Genomic DNA, 14,337 nt, shown 5'->3' on the forward strand with positions numbered 1-14,337 from the left:
GGGCACCTGCGATCGGGGTGAAGGCCGAGTATGCCGCAGCGCAGCACGGCAAGCGGCCGCCCCTGCATCTTTTTCATCATGACGCTCGTCTAATCGGTTATCGACCCGGGAGAGCCCCATGTCCCTGCACGACGTCCTGCGCATTCCCGCCCGCGACATCACCGACGAACCCGTCTATCGCGACCGGCGACGCATCGTCGCCGCGCTGGCCGCATCCGGGGCGCTCGGGCTTTCCGGCTGCGCCAAGGCGGACCCTCCGGCAGCGCCCGCCACGGCGAAGATCGACCCCGCCCGCATGCGCGCCGGTTTCAGCACGAACGAAACGCGCACGACCTACCAGGACATCACGACCTACAACAACTTCTACGAGTTCGGCACCGGCAAGGCCGATCCGTCGAACGCAGCGCGCACGCTGCGCACGCGGCCGTGGACAGTGGCGGTCGGCGGCCAGTGCGCGAAGCCGGGCCGCATCGCGATCGACGACCTGCTCAAGGGCCTGACACCCGAGGAACGCGTGTACCGGCATCGCTGCGTCGAAGGCTGGTCGATGGTGATTCCGTGGCTGGGCGTGCCCCTGGCCAGCGTGTTGAAGCGTTTCGAGCCGACGTCCAAAGCGAAGTTCGTCGCGTTCACCACGCTTGCCGACCCGAAGCAGATGCCCGGCATGTCGTATCCCTCGCTCGACTGGCCGTACCGCGAAGGCCTGCGCATCGACGAAGCCATGAATCCGCTGGCACTGCTCGCCACCGGCATCTACGGCAAGCCGTTGCTGCAGCAGAACGGCGCGCCGCTGCGACTCGTTCTGCCCTGGAAGTACGGCTTCAAGTCGATCAAGTCGATCGTCGCGATCACCTTCGTCGAGCACATGCCGTTTACGAGCTGGAACGACCAGGCATCCGACGAATACGGCTTCTTCTCAAACGTCAATCCGGCGGTCGATCACCCTCGCTGGAGCCAGAAGACCGAACGCCGCATTGCCGGGACCGGCAGCAAGCTCTTCGCCGACCGCATCCCGACCAGGCTGTTCAACGGCTATGCGGAACAGGTCGGATCCATGTATGCGGGCCTCGACCTGAGGAAATGGTTCTGAGCGCGGCGGTTGCGCGGCCGGTACGTCCGACGCCGGTCCGTCGTCGAAGCGAGCCCGGCGTCGTCATTGCGAAAGCGATCGTGCATGCGCTCGCGCTGCTGCCCGCGGCGTGGCTGGGCTGGCAGATCCGCAACGAACTCGTGCTTGGAACGGGTGGGCTCGGCGCCGATCCGGTCGCCGCGATCGAGCATTTCCTCGGTCTGTGGGCGATCCGCTTCCTCATGATCACGCTCGCGGTGACGCCGCTTCGCCAGCTGACCGGCAAGGCCGTGCTGCTGCGCTTCCGTCGCATGCTGGGTCTCTACACGTTCTTCTACGCGACGCTGCACTTCGGCGCGTGGATGGTGCTCGACCTGCGACTCGATGCATCGCAGATCGGCGCGGCGATCGCGAAGAAGCCGTTCATCACAGTCGGCTTCGCAGCGTGGTTGCTACTGGTGCCGCTCGCCGCGACGTCGTTCCAACGCGCGATGCGCTCACTCGGGCGACGCTGGGGGCAACTGCATCGCGCGATCTACGTGATCGCGGTGCTCGCCGTCCTGCATTTCTGGTGGCTGGTGAAGTCGGACATCCGCGAGCCGGCGTTGTACGCGGCCATCGCCGCGGTACTGCTCGGCTGGCGCGTATGGAAGCGGTTTCGCCCTAGCCCGCGCCGTACAGCAACAACAGGCTGAGCGCCCCGGCAAGCAATACCGCGGCGACGATCAACCACGGCATGCGGCGTGCGGCGCGACGCAACTGCGGCGGCGCCGGCGCGCGACCGCTCGGCTTGCGCTCGCGCTCGGGCTGCACATCCGGGGGACGCGCCGCTTCTACGACGAAGCGGTGCTGCCCGGCAATGACCAACTGGTCGCCGGGCAACAGCAGCGCGCTCGACAACGCGTGGCCGTTGACCCACACCGGTGCGGCGGCGGCCGCAGTGGTCGCCCGCACGCCCTTCGCGGTCGCGCGCAGGGTCACCTCGCGCAGGCCGATGGCTTCGTCGTCCACCGGGATATCGCTGTCGGTCGCACGACCAAGCACGCAATCGCGATCGAGCGGGAAGCAACGGCCGTGGTGGCGGCCGGCGATCGCACGCAGCACGGCGCGTCCTTCGGTCCGCGCGGACGCGGCCACTTCGGCCGATTCGGGGCGCCGTCCGACCAGCACGCATTCCACGCCGGCAAGGAACACCGAATCGCCCGCACGCAGCATCGCCATGCGCCGGATCGGACGACCGTTGACGTAGACACCGCGGACGCCGTCCCGCACCTGCAGCCAGACGCCGCGCGAATCGACATAGACATGCGCGACCGGCTCGACATCGTCGGTGTGCCGCGCATCGAGCATCGACGGCAGGATCGCGTGTACGCCCGGCTCGAGATCGAGCAGGTCGCGGCCGGGATCGGTTTGTCGAAGTCGGAGGGCTGTCACGCGCCCGGAATCTAGCATGCCCACGCGCCCTTTCCGGCCGATGCCGCACAATGCCGGCCATCGCACGCACCGGAGGCCGCATGCCCACCATCGACATCCGCCACACGCACAACCTGGATGCCGCGCAGGCACGAGAGGCCGTGCAACACATCGCCGACACGCTGGCCCAGCGCTTCGGCGTGCAGCAAGGCTGGGAGGGCGACGCGCTCATGTTCCGCCGCAGCGGCGTGGATGGCCGCGTACATCTCGAACCCGGCGCGGTACGCGTCATCGCCGAACTCGGCTTCCTGCTGGGTGCGATGAAGGGCACGATCGAAGACGAGATTCGCCGCGTCCTCGCTGAACGATTCCGCTGATTTCGCTGTCCATCGCGAACCCCGACGTTATAGTCGCAGCCCCGGAACCACGCCCCTCCCCATGTCCGCAGCCATCGCCCTGATCACCGGATTCGTTCTCGCCCTGATCGTTGCGGCGGCGTGGATCGGATGGATCTGGAAGGTCCGCCTCGCGCGCTTCGATTCGGCCGAGGGCCTGGCGATCCTGTCGGGCATGCGCTGGCGCGAGTTGTCGAACCTGGTCGTCGATGCGCTCGCGTCATCGGGCTTCGCGCGCGAGACGACCGAACAGCAGGCCTCGCGCGGGTCGCAGGGCGAAGTCCACATCTACCGCGATGGCCGCCCGTGGATCCTGATCTGCCGCCAGGGCGTCAACCACGTGGTGACGCGTGCGGCGACCGAAGAATTTGCGCGCTCGGTTCGCAACGTCAACGCGGCGGGTGGCGTCATCGTCACGCCCGGTCGGGTCGACGCCGATGCGCGCCTGGTATCCCCCTACATCGAGCTGCTCGACGGCACCGAGCTCTGGAACCTCGTCGGGTCGTTGCTTCCGGGCAGCGTGCACGGCGAGATCGCGTCGCGCGCCCGCGCCCGCGCACTGCGTTCGACCGGTACCGCGCTTGCGGTATCGATGGTGGCAGGCCTTGCGCTCGGCTTCGGCGTGGGCCGGATGGTGGGAGACGACGCGTCGTCGGCTGATGCGCCCGCGGCTGTCGCGTCGACCCGCACCGCGCCGCGCGCGGCGGTCAGCGCGGTCGCGACGCCAGCTGCGCCGATGAGCGAGGACGAGGAACGCGAGGCGATCGTGCAGGAGATTCGCCAGCTGCCGGGCGTCGACAAGGCGTTGTGGTCGACGCGCTCGACGCTGCAGGTCTTTCTCAACGATCCCGCCGTGGCGACGGACGACGTGGTGTGCGGCGTGATGAAGCGCCACGAGCTGTTGCGCTCGTCGCGCCTGCAGATCCAGAGCCCGGCCGGCAGTGCGCGGCCGGTCCGCTTCATGCAGTGCGCGGTCTACTGACCGCGCATCAGCCGTCGAAGCGCGAGAACACCAGGCACGCGTTCGTGCCGCCGAAGCCGAAGCTGTTCGACATCACCGTGCGCAACTGCGCCCGCGTCGTTTCACGCACGATCGGGAAGCCCGCCGCGCGTTCGTCGAGATTCGAGATGTTGTGCGACGCGGCCATGAAACCATCGCGCATCATCAACAGCGAATAGATCGCCTCGTGCACGCTCGCTGCGCCGAGCGAATGGCCGCTCAGCGCCTTGGTCGACGACAGCGGCGGAACCGCGTCGCCGAATACTTCGCGCACGGCCTGCAGCTCGGTGATGTCGCCGACCGGCGTCGAGGTGCCGTGAGTGTTGAGGTAGTCGATCGGGCGATCGAGCCCCTGCAGCGCCATGCGCATGCAGCGCACCGCGCCCTCGCCCGACGGCGCGACCATGTCGACGCCATCCGACGTCACGCCATAGCCGACCAGTTCGGCGACGATCGTTGCGCCGCGCGCCTGCGCGTGCTCGAGTGACTCGAGCACCAGCATGCCGCCACCGCCGGCGATGACGAAACCGTCGCGATCGGCGTCGTAAGGACGCGAGGCGGTTTCCGGCGTGTCGTTGAACGATGTCGACAGCGCACCCATCGCGTCGAACTGCGACGTCATGCCCCAGTGCAGTTCTTCGCCGCCGCCCGCGAGCATCACGTCCTGCATGCCGTGGCGGATCATGTCCGCCGCGACGCCGATGCAATGCGCGGACGTCGCGCATGCCGCGGAAATCGAATAGCTGACACCCTGGATGCCGAAGCCGGTCGCCAGTGCGGCCGACACGGTCGAGCACATCGTGCGCGGCACCATATACGGGCCGATGCGACGCACGCCCTTGGTCTTGAGCAGGTCGCCGGTTTCGATCTGCCACTGCGCGGAACCACCACCGGAACCCGCGATCGCACCCGCGCGCGGCGTCCGAAGTGCATCCGGGCCGAGGCCCGCATGCGCAAGCGCATCCATCGACGCCACATACGCGTGGCCGGCGGCGTCGCCCATGAAACGCCGCAGCTTGCGGTCGATGATCGCGTCGAGGTCGATGGCGGGGTCGCCTGCGACGCGGGCGCGCATGCCGAGCGTTTCGTATTCGGGGATGTAGCGGATGCCCGCGCGGCCTTCGCGCAGCGACTCGGACACCGTGTCGAGCTCGCGCCCGAGGCACGACGTCAGGCCCATGCCGGTAACGACGACGCGATGCATCAGAAGCCCTCCGTCGATCCGAACAGGCCGACGCGCAGATCCTTGGCGACGTAGATCTCGCGGCCGTCCACATACGTGCGGCCGTCGGCGATCACCAGCGCGAGCTTGCCGCGCATGACGCGACGGATGTCGATCTCGTACGACACGACCTTCGCGTCCGGCAGAACCTGCCCGCTGAACTTGACCTCACCGACGCCGAGCGCGCGGCCACGGCCGGGCTCGCCGAGCCACGGCAGGTAGAAGCCCGCGAGCTGCCACATGGCGTCGACGCCGAGGCACCCGGGCATCACCGGATCGCCGAGGAAATGGCACTGGAAGAACCAGAGGTGCGGCGTGATGTCGAGCTCGGCGCGGATCACGCCCTTGCCGTTGCGACCGCCCTGCTCCGAGATCTCGGTGATGCGGTCGAACATGAGCATCGGCGGCGCGGGCAGCTTGGCGTTGCCGGGGCCGAACATCTCGCCGCGCGCGCAGGCCAGCAGCTGCTCACGGTCGAAGGAAGAAGGACGTGTCATCGGTATGGCGCGGGGGAAAGCCGGCGAGTCTAGCGGCTGGCGCGTGATCGTCTCAGTGCGCTGCCGTAGGGTGGACGTGGAACGCGACTCGCGCAGCCTGCACGCCGCAGCCGCGCGGCAACGTGAAACCGGCGCGAAGGCTTGGCGAGCCCGCGGGCCGCCCTTATACTGCGCGGCCCCGGGCGGTTAGCTCAGCGGTAGAGCATTGCCTTCACACGGCAAGGGTCGCAGGTTCGAACCCTGCACCGCCCACCAGATCGATCGAAGAAGCCGCCTCCGGGCGGCTTCGTCGTTTCCGGCGTCCGGATTGGCACGGATGCTGCGAACCGCGCGGCTGCCCCAGCGGCCGTGGTGGCTGTGAAGTCGCGCGGACACTGCTGCGGCGAGGTTTCTTCGACGTCGCCGGTGAGGGTCCCGTCAAAGCGGCCGTTCCTCCGCGAAGAACCTTCTGCATGGCCGCGAAATGGTTGCAGGCTCATACGTGACCTTAACCGGAGCGCGACTAGCCTCCGGCGCACTGGACTCGTGGTGACCTGTCATGGCCGACGCGCAACCGCTGCAACCTTCCGTCCTCATCGTCGACGACGACACCACGTTCGCGTCCGCCGCGGCCGACTTCGCGCGTGCACATGGTTTCCAGGCGTCGATCGCGCACTCTCTCGAGGAATCGCGACGTGCAATGGGCCGCGGCATGAGCGACCTGACGATGCTCGACGTGACGCTGCCGGACGGAACCGCATTCGACCTGCTTGCCGAGCTCGACACGCGCCAGCAGACCCGCATCGCGCTGATGACCGGCGAGACATCACTCGAAACCGCGCGGCGTGCGGTGCGACTGCCGGTTCTCGACTACCTGCTGAAGCCGCTCTGCCCGCAGCAGTTCGAATCGCTGTTGAGCCAGGCATCGGCGCGCGCGTTGGCGCAGATCGCGGGCGCGCGACCGGACGGCATCATCGGCGATTGCCCTGCGATCTCGCAGCTTGCTGTCGACCTCGACCGCGTGGCGCCAACGCGCGTCTCCGTGCTCATCACCGGCGAGAGCGGTACGGGCAAGGAACTCGTTGCACGCGCGGTGCACGAACGCAGTCATCGTCGCGGCTCGTTCGTCGCCGTCAATTGCGGTGCGATCGCACCCGACCTGCTCGCGAGCCATCTGTTCGGCCACGAGCGCGGCAGCTTCACTGGTGCGCAACAGCGGCATGTCGGCTACTTCGAGCAGGCAAACCGCGGCACGTTGTTCCTCGATGAAATAACCGAGATGCCGCCCGCGTTGCAGGTCTATCTGTTGCGCGTGCTGGAGACGGCGGAGATCACCCGCGTCGGCGGCAGCGAAACGATTCCGGTCGACGTGCGCATCGTCGCCGCGACCAACCGCGATCCGATCCAAAGCATCGAGCAGGGCCTTCTGCGCGAGGATCTGTATTACCGGCTTGCCGATTTCGTGATGGCGCTGCCTCCGCTGCGCGCGCGTGGCCACGACGTCGTGCTGCTTGCAAACGTCTTCGTTGAACGACTCAACACGGAGTACGGGCAGGTCAAGCAACTCGCGCCGGGCGCCGAACGCATGCTGGTCCGCCATGGCTGGCCGGGCAACATCCGCGAGCTGCGCAGCGTCGTGCAACGCGCCTATCTGCTGAGCGACGGCCCGCTCGTGCAGATACCGGTTCTGGGACGACGCGCGCTTCCGCTGCACCAGGACGACAGCAGCATCATGTTCCACGTCGGCATGAGCTACGCCGACGTCGAACGCGAGATGTTGACGAAGACGCTGCTGAAGGTCGACGGCGACAAGACCGAAGCCGCGCGCATCCTCGGCGTCAGCGTGCGCACGATCCACAACCAGCTAGCGCGCCTCGCCGTGTCGGGCGATTCCGCGACGCCGCATGTCTGAACCAGTTCCGCCGCGCCCGCCACTACCGCCCAACCCGTTCGGACGCTGGCGCCACGACCTCTCCAACGAGATCAATGCACTGACGATGGCGACGGCCGCGGCGCGCCACATGATCGAGATGGGCGACCTGCAGGCCGCGATGGCCAACCTGGCACGCGCCGAAGATTCCGGGCAGCGCTGCATCGAACTGCTGCACCTGGGACCACCGCCGGGTTGATGCATCCAAAAGAAAAGGCCCGCGAATGCGGGCCTTTTCCGTCAAGCACGATGGATCAATGGGACGGCGACGAACGCGACGTCCCGCCGTCCTTCTTCTGCGACGTCGCGGACGTACCAGCCGAACCCGTCGAGCTCGAGGCGCTGGTCTGGCGCACCGCCTCGTCGCCTTCAGACGATGCCGCCTGCGAGCCGCTCAGCGACGAACCGGTTCCGGACTCCAACGTCGACGACTGCGAGCCCGACAGCGACTGCGAGCTGCCCTGTCGGTTCTGCGACGAGGACTGCGAGCGCCCCTGCGACTGCGAACCCGATGTCACGCGGATGCGATTGTCGATGTCGCGCACGCCCGCGCACGACTCCGCGATGTCCTCGACGCGATGCTTCATCCAGCGCTGGTCGACGTTGCCTTCGAGCACGATCTTGCCGCCCTCGCAGCGCACCTCGACATCCGACACATCGATGTCGTGCGCGCTCGTCAGCCGCTCGTTCAGATCGTCGATGATGCGTTCGTCCGATCGCACGTAGTTCTTCGGGCCACGCCCACGCTGCGATTGCTGGCCGTACTGCGACGATCCCGAGCCCTGGTTGTACTGCGACTGGCTGTCGCCCTGGAAGGTTGACTGCGAACGGTTCGAATAGCCGCCGTCGCCGTAGCCGCGGCTACCGGTGAACTGCGACTGCCCGGCACCGTACTGCGACGCACCGAAGCCGTTGCCCTGCTGTCCGTAACCCGGCTGTCCGTAACCCTGTTGGCCATAGCCCTGCGAACCGTAATGCTGGGGCGCGCTATAACCCTGCGCGCCCTGTCCGTACTGCTGCGACGAGCCGTAACCCTGCGCGCCCTGTCCGTACTGCTGCGACGAGCCGTAACCCTGCGAACGCTGGCTGTACTGCTGCGACGACCCGTAACCCTGCGACGCGTACGGCGACTGCTGCGATCCGCCCTGCCCGTACTGCCGCGACGCCTCATCCTGTCCGCGCCAGCTGTCGAAGCTGGACTCGTGCTGCATGTATGGGCTGCCGTAGCCGCCGTGCACGCCGGTCTGCGATGCGCCATAGCCGCCGACCAGATACTCGCGATCGCGATTGAAGTCGCTTCCGCCGAAGCTGCCCTGCTGGCCGTAGCTGCTGTTCTGCGCGCCGTACTGCTGCCCGTAACTGCCCTGCGAGCCGTATTCAGACGCGGAACCCTGGCCGTAGGCGCGTCCACTCTGGGAACCCTGCCCGTACTGCGACGACCCGTAATTCTGTGAAGCGTGCGAGCCGTACTGCGGTTGCTGCGACCCGCCATAGCCGCCCTGCCCGTACTGCTGCGACGCGCCCTGGCCGTACTGCTGCGAGGAACGCTGGCCGTAGGGCTGCGAACCGCCGTAGCCCTGCGACGAAGCGCCGTACTGCTGGCCCTGTCCGTACTGCTGCGACCCGTAGGTCTGGCTCGAGCCCTGCTGGCCGTAGTCCGACGCGCCGTACGTGCTCTGGCCGTACTGGTTGCCGCGTCCATACATCTCGCCCTGGTTCATCTGGTTCGAATACGACGGCTCCCACTGACTGCTTTCGCGGCCCGCGCCCTGGCGCGATGCCTGTGTGTTCTCGGACGAGTAGGCCGAGCCGTGCTGGTTGCCCTGGCGACCGGCCTGCTGATCGTGTTCGTTGTTCTGCATGTCGTGTTTCCTCTCGTTGATCCAATTTCGACCCGCGTTAAACGCCTCCGCACCAAGTCGCATGACGTCGTTCGCAACGTCGCGGAGCTGGCGTCCCAACTGTTGATCACGCACTGAGCTGTCCTCCGTGTTCGGGTCTCGTTCGCGTGGAATTCGCCGCATGAGCGCGACGCCCCGTAAGGCGCAAGGTCCATGCCAACGCGGAACGCACTGCTTGCGCGTTTTTTCACGCCACGTTGCTGCCGATGTTTCGGGCAAGGGAATATTTTTCCGCGCGCCGACACGATGACTCGTACAGCAAGGGAACACCGTACTCACGCATGTTTGACGCAACGCTGTCATACGGTTTGCGAGGTTTGACGTTGGGGCCGTGCGGCCCTCCCCTCACGAGCGAGAAACAAACATGAAAAAGACACTGGCCACCGCGGCCGTTCTGTTGATGCTGACCGCATGCCATCGCAACGACGATGCCGCCGCCGACCAGGCCGCGACGACGCCTGCTGCGGACACCACGGCGACGACGCCCGCAACGGACACCACTGGAACGACGCCGGCGCCCGATTCGACGACACCACCGGCGACGGATACGACGATGCCGCCGCCTGCCACCGACACGACCGGCACGATGCCGCCGCCGACCGACACGACGGGAACGGGCACTGGTACGGGCACCACCGGAGCAAGCACGGACGCGAACCAGCAGAACAACGGTTCCGCGCCGCCGCAGCCGTAACTGGCCTGCGACGCGACGAAACAGAAACGGCGGCCTCGGCCGCCGTTTCTCTAGCCGCCGGGTCGCGACATCGGACCGCGCGCAGACACCCGCCACATGCGCCGTCGCGCTACACCGGCAACGGTTTCGCACGCGCAATGATGTCGCGCGCCTCCTCGGGCAGCGTGCGCTTCGCTGCGTCCGCGAGCGTGTAGCGCGCGGGACTTTTCGCCCGCGACAACTCTGCCCAGGTAACCGGCACCGCCGCCGGCGCGCCTGCCCGCGCGCGCAGCGACCAGCTGGCCACGCTCGTCGCGCCACGACCATTGCGCAGCCAGTCGATGAAGATGCGGCCCTTGCGCTTGGCCTTGCTCATCGTCGCCACATAACGATCGGGTGACTGGTTCTCCATCGCATCGGCGAATGCCTCGCAGAAGCGGCGTGCCGCGTCCCAGTCGGCCTGTGGCTCTAGTGGCACGACCACGTGCACGCCCTTGCCGCCCGACAGTTTTGGATACGACTCGATGCCGACGTCCAGCAGGCGGTCGCGCACCTCTTTCGCGGCCGCGCGGATCTGCGGCCACTCGATCGACGGGTCGGGATCCAGATCGAACACGATCCGATCCGGTTGCTCGAGCGTATCGACGCGCGAACCCCACGGATGCAGCTCCAGCGCGTTCATCTGCACCAGTGACATCAGGCCGGCCACGCTATCGACGTAGAAGTACTCGGCCTTGCCGCCGTCGTTCTCGGTGAGCGTGAAGCGCTTCACCTCGTCGGTGAACCCGTGTTTCACGTGCTTCTGGAAGAAGTGCTGGCCGCCGATGCCATCGGGACAACGCACGATCGACAGCAGCCGTCCCGCGATGTCCTCCAGTAGTTGCGGCGCCGCGGCGAGGTAGTAGTCCCAGACGTCCTGCTTCGTATAGCCCTGGTCCGGGTAAACCACGCGGTCTGCGCTGCTCAGGTTCGGCAGGTCGGACCTGTCCAGATCGATCCGCATCACGCCGCGCTTCGTCGCCTTGCGAGCCGCGGCCTTCTTCACCGGCGCTGCCTTGGGAGCTTCTTTCGACACCGTTTTCGCGACGCGCTTGGTTGGGGCCGCCGTCTTCTTCGTCGCGACGCGCTTGGTCGCGGCCGCCGTCTTCTTGGCGGCGGCGCGCGGGGACGCGCCGCCGGTTTCCGGTTGTTCCAGCGCCGCGGGCGTCGCGGGCTTGTCGTCACGCGCACGGTGGAAGGATGCCTGCCGCACCAGGCCTTCCTTTCCCCAACCGCGGAAGAACACTTCGACGACGGTCTTCGGCTTCACCCAGTTGATCCGCACCTTCGGCAGCGACACGTGCTCCGGAATCTCGACCACCGGTTCCGAGACTTCGAGCGCGCGCAGTCGCTTGAGCATGTCGAGCAGCACGTCGCCGTTCATGCCGGAGCCGACGCGGCCGGCGTACACCAGCGCGCCATCGCGATACTGGCCCAGCATCAACGCGCCGACACCTTTTCGCGAGCCTTTCGGTGGCGTGTAACCGACCACGACGAAGTCACGCGTGTCGACCGTCTTGATCTTCAGCCACTCGGACGAACGCGCGTCGACGTACTTGGAATTGACACGCTTGCTGATGATGCCTTCCATGCCGCGATCGCGCGCCGCGTCGAATACATCGCCGCCGCGGCCGACGATGTGCGAGCTGTAGAATAGGCGAGGGTCGGCGCCGGCGAGAAGTTGCTCGAGCAACGCCTTTCGCTCGACAAGTGGCGCGCCACGCAGGTCATGGCCGTCCACCGCGAGCAGATCGAAGATCACATAGCGCATTGCGCGTGGGTCCTTGTCCGACAACGCCCTCTGCAGCGCGTTGAAGTCGCTGTAGCCCGACTTGTCGACTGCGATCAGCTCGCCGTCGAACACCGCGGTCGTACCGAAGTCGCGCAGCAGCTTGAGCAGCTCAGGGGCGCGGTCGTTCCATGGAATTCCGTTGCGCGACCACAGCATCGGCGAACGCCCGCTCTGGCCGATCAACCGGTAGCCGTCCCATTTCCATTCGTGCAGCCAGTCGTCCCCGGCCGGCGCCTTCTCGGATGACACCGTCAGCATCGGCTGCACGAATTCGCCGAGCGGGAACGCCGCGCCGTTGGCGAGTCGTGCGGCTGCGCGCTTGATCGCGCGAAGGTCGGGCGCCGCCGACGCGCGTTTGGCAGTCGCGGCCGCTTTGCGCGCCGCCGTCTTCTTGGCGACAGTGCTCTTCGCCGCGGGCCGGCGTGCGGGCGCTGTTTTCTTCGTTGCCATGGCGCGTTCCGTGTCGAAACCCTTGCGGGCGCGGATCTCAAGGCCCGCACGCGTCGATGCGCCCGGTGCGTCGGTCGGTGGCGGCGGGAGCTCGCCGATCAGGTCGTCGGCTTCCAGGTCGGCCGCATATTCATCCGTACGCTTGAGCAGCATCCATTGCGCGCGCTTGCCGGTCTGCCGCGTGCGGATCAGTCGCCAGCGGCCCTTGAGTCGCTGGCCCTCGAGCGTGAAGTCGATGTGGCCCTTGCGGATCGCCGCCTGCAGGTCGCCCTCGGGCACCCAGGTGCCGTGGTCGAAGATCGCCATGTGGCCTGCACCGTATTCGCCTTCGGGGATGAGGCCCTCGAAGTGCGAATAGGTCATGGGATGGTCTTCCGTTTCAACGGCGAGCCGCTTCTCGCCGGGCCGGAACGACGGCCCGCGCGGTACGGCCCAGCTCCGCAACACGCCGTCGATTTCCAGCCTCAGGTCGTAGTGCCGAGCCCGCGCGTGATGCAGCTGCACGACGAACGACAGCGGGCCGCCACGACGGCGTACTGTCTCGCCCTTCGGCTCCGGCGTTCGCGAAAACTGCCGCTTACGGTTGTATTCCTGCAGGCCCATGCGTCAGGCCCGCTTCTTGGCCGCCCGCTTCTTGGGCTTGGCGGCGGGCGCGGCCTTTGCACGCGTACGCGTCGCCGTCTTCTTGGCCGCCTTGGTGGCCGCGCCGCCCTTCTTCTCCAGGCTCTTCTTCAGCAGCGACATGAAGTCGACGACGTTGGTCGCAGTCTCGGCATCCTCGTCCTCGCGATCGTCCTCGATGTGCTTGGTGCCCTTCTGCTTGATGCGTTCCTTGATGACCGCGGTGAGGCGTTCGCGGAATTCGTCCTTGTATTCCGTCGGTTTGAACTCGTCGGTCATGGATTCCATCAGCATCTCGGCCATTTCCATCTCGCGCGGCGTGACATGCCATGTGCGCGCGGTGCCGCTGGGCAACGTGTAGTCCGATGCATCGACCAGCTCCTGCGGGAACCGCATGAGCATTAGCATCAGCGCGTCGTCCTGCGGCGTGAGCATGCACAGGTACTCGCGCGTGCGGATCACGACGCGGCCGATGCCGACGCGCTTGTTCTTCTTCAACACTTCGCGCAGCAGCACGTAGCCCTTCTCGGCCTTCTTGCCCGGCACGAGGATGTACGGCTTCTCGATGTAGGACAGCGAGATCGACGACGCATCTACGAAGGATTCGATCGCGATGGTTTCATGGTTCTCGGTCGCTGCCCGCTGGATGTCTTCAGGCTTCAGCACGACGTAGTTGTCCTTGGAGAACTCGTACGCCTTGACGATCTCCTTCCACGGCACTTCCTCGCCGGTCTCGGCGTTGACGCGCTCGTAGCGGATCGGCGCGTTGTTGCGCGCGTCCAGCATGCGGAAGTGGATGTCGGTGCGGCGCTCGCCCGACATCAGCTGGATCGGGATGTTGAGCAGGCCGAACGAAATCGAGCCGGTCCAGATGGGCCTTGCCATGGGGGACTCTCCAGCGGTTTCGGAAAACGTCGCGCAGCCTGCGTCCGCGCAGGGTGAAGCGGCCGGGCGATAATCGGGCCCACGGTTAATCCAAGGAAAACACGCCATGTCCGACCGCCCGCTGCTGTTCCACAACAAGGCGAGTTGCTCGAAGTGCGCGGGCGCGCTGGAGTTGTTGCGCGGCCGCGGCATCGAACCGGACGTCGTGGACCTGACGCTACAGCCGCCGGGTGAAACGCAGCTGCGCGAACTGGTGCGCCTGACCGGCGGCCAGGCACGCGCGCTGGTGCGCACCGGCGAGGCGGCGTACGCGGCGTGCGGCCTCGACGACGCGAGCAGCGACGATGCGTTGATCGCCGCAATGGCCGCACATCCCGAACTCATCGAGCGGCCGATCCTGGTGCACGCCGGCCGCGCGGTCGTTGGCCGGCCTCCGGAGCGCGTGCTCGAACTGTTCGACGGCGCCTGAGG

The 14,337-nt window shown here is 66.9% G+C and carries 14 protein-coding genes and 1 tRNA gene; 8 read left to right on the forward strand and 7 right to left on the reverse strand.

Annotation, left to right across the window (positions count from 1 at the left end; all coding sequences use genetic code 11):
• The first annotated feature begins 118 nt into the window (after positions 1-118).
• Positions 119-1,090, forward strand: coding sequence for a protein-methionine-sulfoxide reductase catalytic subunit MsrP (msrP, locus tag ACKTTN_RS09460; RefSeq protein ID WP_407909597.1), 972 nt, complete (start codon positions 119-121; stop codon positions 1,088-1,090).
• Positions 1,081-1,764 carry a protein-methionine-sulfoxide reductase heme-binding subunit MsrQ gene (locus ACKTTN_RS09465; RefSeq protein WP_407909598.1) on the forward strand — a complete coding sequence of 228 codons (684 nt, stop codon included), beginning with the start codon at positions 1,081-1,083 and terminating at the stop codon, positions 1,762-1,764. Before msrP ends, ACKTTN_RS09465 begins: the two co-directional genes overlap by 10 nt.
• Here ACKTTN_RS09465 and ACKTTN_RS09470 read toward each other — a convergent pair.
• Positions 1,733-2,503 (reverse strand): FHA domain-containing protein, encoded by a 771-nt coding sequence (locus ACKTTN_RS09470; RefSeq protein WP_407909599.1) that lies wholly within the window; start codon positions 2,501-2,503, stop codon positions 1,733-1,735. The genes ACKTTN_RS09465 and ACKTTN_RS09470 overlap by 32 nt on opposite strands.
• Before the next feature lie 80 nt (positions 2,504-2,583).
• On the opposite strand from ACKTTN_RS09470, the gene ACKTTN_RS09475 reads away from it, so the two are divergent.
• Together ACKTTN_RS09475 and ACKTTN_RS09480 are read left to right on the forward strand one after the other, a co-directional pair.
• Positions 2,584-2,859: a polyhydroxyalkanoic acid system family protein gene (locus tag ACKTTN_RS09475; protein ID WP_407909600.1), complete on the forward strand. Its 276-nt coding sequence runs from the start codon at positions 2,584-2,586 to the stop codon at positions 2,857-2,859.
• Between the two features lie 61 nt (positions 2,860-2,920).
• On the forward strand, positions 2,921-3,859 hold the full coding sequence (locus ACKTTN_RS09480) for a restriction endonuclease (protein WP_407909601.1): 939 nt from the start codon (positions 2,921-2,923) through the stop codon (positions 3,857-3,859).
• 7 nt (positions 3,860-3,866) lie between these two features.
• On the opposite strand, the gene fabB is transcribed toward ACKTTN_RS09480, so the two are convergent.
• Both fabB and fabA read right to left on the reverse strand, forming a co-directional pair.
• A complete protein-coding gene (fabB, locus tag ACKTTN_RS09485) occupies positions 3,867-5,081 on the reverse strand; it encodes a beta-ketoacyl-ACP synthase I (RefSeq protein WP_407909602.1) in 1,215 nt (404 codons plus the stop codon).
• On the reverse strand, positions 5,081-5,596 hold the full coding sequence (gene fabA / locus ACKTTN_RS09490; RefSeq protein WP_407909603.1) for a 3-hydroxyacyl-[acyl-carrier-protein] dehydratase FabA: 516 nt from the start codon (positions 5,594-5,596) through the stop codon (positions 5,081-5,083). The genes fabB and fabA overlap by 1 nt, the downstream gene beginning before the upstream one ends.
• Positions 5,597-5,776: 180 nt before the next feature.
• Here fabA and ACKTTN_RS09495 point away from each other — a divergent pair.
• The 3 genes from ACKTTN_RS09495 to ACKTTN_RS09505 all read left to right on the forward strand — a co-directional run bounded on the left by ACKTTN_RS09495 (position 5,777) and on the right by ACKTTN_RS09505 (position 7,704).
• Positions 5,777-5,851: transfer RNA gene (locus tag ACKTTN_RS09495), tRNA-Val, on the forward strand.
• 283 nt (positions 5,852-6,134) lie between these two features.
• On the forward strand, positions 6,135-7,487 hold the full coding sequence (locus ACKTTN_RS09500) for a sigma-54-dependent transcriptional regulator (RefSeq protein WP_407909604.1): 1,353 nt from the start codon (positions 6,135-6,137) through the stop codon (positions 7,485-7,487).
• Positions 7,480-7,704 (forward strand): hypothetical protein, encoded by a 225-nt coding sequence (locus ACKTTN_RS09505; protein ID WP_407909605.1) that lies wholly within the window; start codon positions 7,480-7,482, stop codon positions 7,702-7,704. Before ACKTTN_RS09500 ends, ACKTTN_RS09505 begins: the two co-directional genes overlap by 8 nt.
• Positions 7,705-7,759: 55 nt before the next feature.
• On the opposite strand, the gene ACKTTN_RS09510 is transcribed toward ACKTTN_RS09505, so the two are convergent.
• The 4 genes from ACKTTN_RS09510 to ku all read right to left on the reverse strand — a co-directional run bounded on the left by ACKTTN_RS09510 (position 7,760) and on the right by ku (position 13,866).
• A complete protein-coding gene (locus ACKTTN_RS09510) occupies positions 7,760-9,367 on the reverse strand; it encodes a BON domain-containing protein (protein WP_407909606.1) in 1,608 nt (535 codons plus the stop codon).
• Between the two features lie 384 nt (positions 9,368-9,751).
• Entirely contained in the window at positions 9,752-10,027 is a 276-nt protein-coding gene (locus tag ACKTTN_RS09515) for a hypothetical protein (protein ID WP_407909607.1), read from the reverse strand.
• A gap of 182 nt (positions 10,028-10,209) precedes the next feature.
• On the reverse strand, positions 10,210-12,963 hold the full coding sequence (ligD, locus tag ACKTTN_RS09520) for a DNA ligase D (RefSeq protein WP_407909608.1): 2,754 nt from the start codon (positions 12,961-12,963) through the stop codon (positions 10,210-10,212).
• Positions 12,964-12,966: 3 nt separating this feature from the next.
• Complete coding sequence (ku, locus tag ACKTTN_RS09525) at positions 12,967-13,866, reverse strand: non-homologous end joining protein Ku (RefSeq protein WP_407909609.1); 900 nt, start codon at positions 13,864-13,866, stop codon at positions 12,967-12,969.
• 106 nt (positions 13,867-13,972) lie between these two features.
• Here ku and ACKTTN_RS09530 point away from each other — a divergent pair, with 106 nt between their 5' ends.
• On the forward strand, positions 13,973-14,335 hold the full coding sequence (locus ACKTTN_RS09530) for an arsenate reductase family protein (protein ID WP_407909610.1): 363 nt from the start codon (positions 13,973-13,975) through the stop codon (positions 14,333-14,335).
• Positions 14,336-14,337 lie beyond the last annotated feature (2 nt).

Origin of the sequence: Lysobacter claricitrinus (assembly GCF_045866565.1) — a bacterium.
Lineage (GTDB): Bacteria > Pseudomonadota > Gammaproteobacteria > Xanthomonadales > Xanthomonadaceae > Cognatilysobacter > Cognatilysobacter claricitrinus.

Bases quoted from the DNA above. Each gene is read 5' to 3' on its own strand.
- msrP (WP_407909597.1), top strand. From the start codon at position 119: ATGTCCCTGCACGACGTCCTGCGCATTCCCGCCCGCGACATCACCGAC.
- ACKTTN_RS09465 (WP_407909598.1), top strand. From the start codon at position 1,081: ATGGTTCTGAGCGCGGCGGTTGCGCGGCCGGTACGTCCGACGCCGGTC.
- ACKTTN_RS09475 (WP_407909600.1), top strand. From the start codon at position 2,584: ATGCCCACCATCGACATCCGCCACACGCACAACCTGGATGCCGCGCAG.
- ACKTTN_RS09480 (WP_407909601.1), top strand. From the start codon at position 2,921: ATGTCCGCAGCCATCGCCCTGATCACCGGATTCGTTCTCGCCCTGATC.
- fabB (WP_407909602.1), bottom strand. From the start codon at position 5,081: ATGCATCGCGTCGTCGTTACCGGCATGGGCCTGACGTCGTGCCTCGGG.
- fabA (WP_407909603.1), bottom strand. From the start codon at position 5,596: ATGACACGTCCTTCTTCCTTCGACCGTGAGCAGCTGCTGGCCTGCGCG.
- ACKTTN_RS09500 (WP_407909604.1), top strand. From the start codon at position 6,135: ATGGCCGACGCGCAACCGCTGCAACCTTCCGTCCTCATCGTCGACGAC.
- ACKTTN_RS09505 (WP_407909605.1), top strand. From the start codon at position 7,480: ATGTCTGAACCAGTTCCGCCGCGCCCGCCACTACCGCCCAACCCGTTC.
- ACKTTN_RS09510 (WP_407909606.1), bottom strand. From the start codon at position 9,367: ATGCAGAACAACGAACACGATCAGCAGGCCGGTCGCCAGGGCAACCAG.
- ligD (WP_407909608.1), bottom strand. From the start codon at position 12,963: ATGGGCCTGCAGGAATACAACCGTAAGCGGCAGTTTTCGCGAACGCCG.
- ku (WP_407909609.1), bottom strand. From the start codon at position 13,866: ATGGCAAGGCCCATCTGGACCGGCTCGATTTCGTTCGGCCTGCTCAAC.
- ACKTTN_RS09530 (WP_407909610.1), top strand. From the start codon at position 13,973: ATGTCCGACCGCCCGCTGCTGTTCCACAACAAGGCGAGTTGCTCGAAG.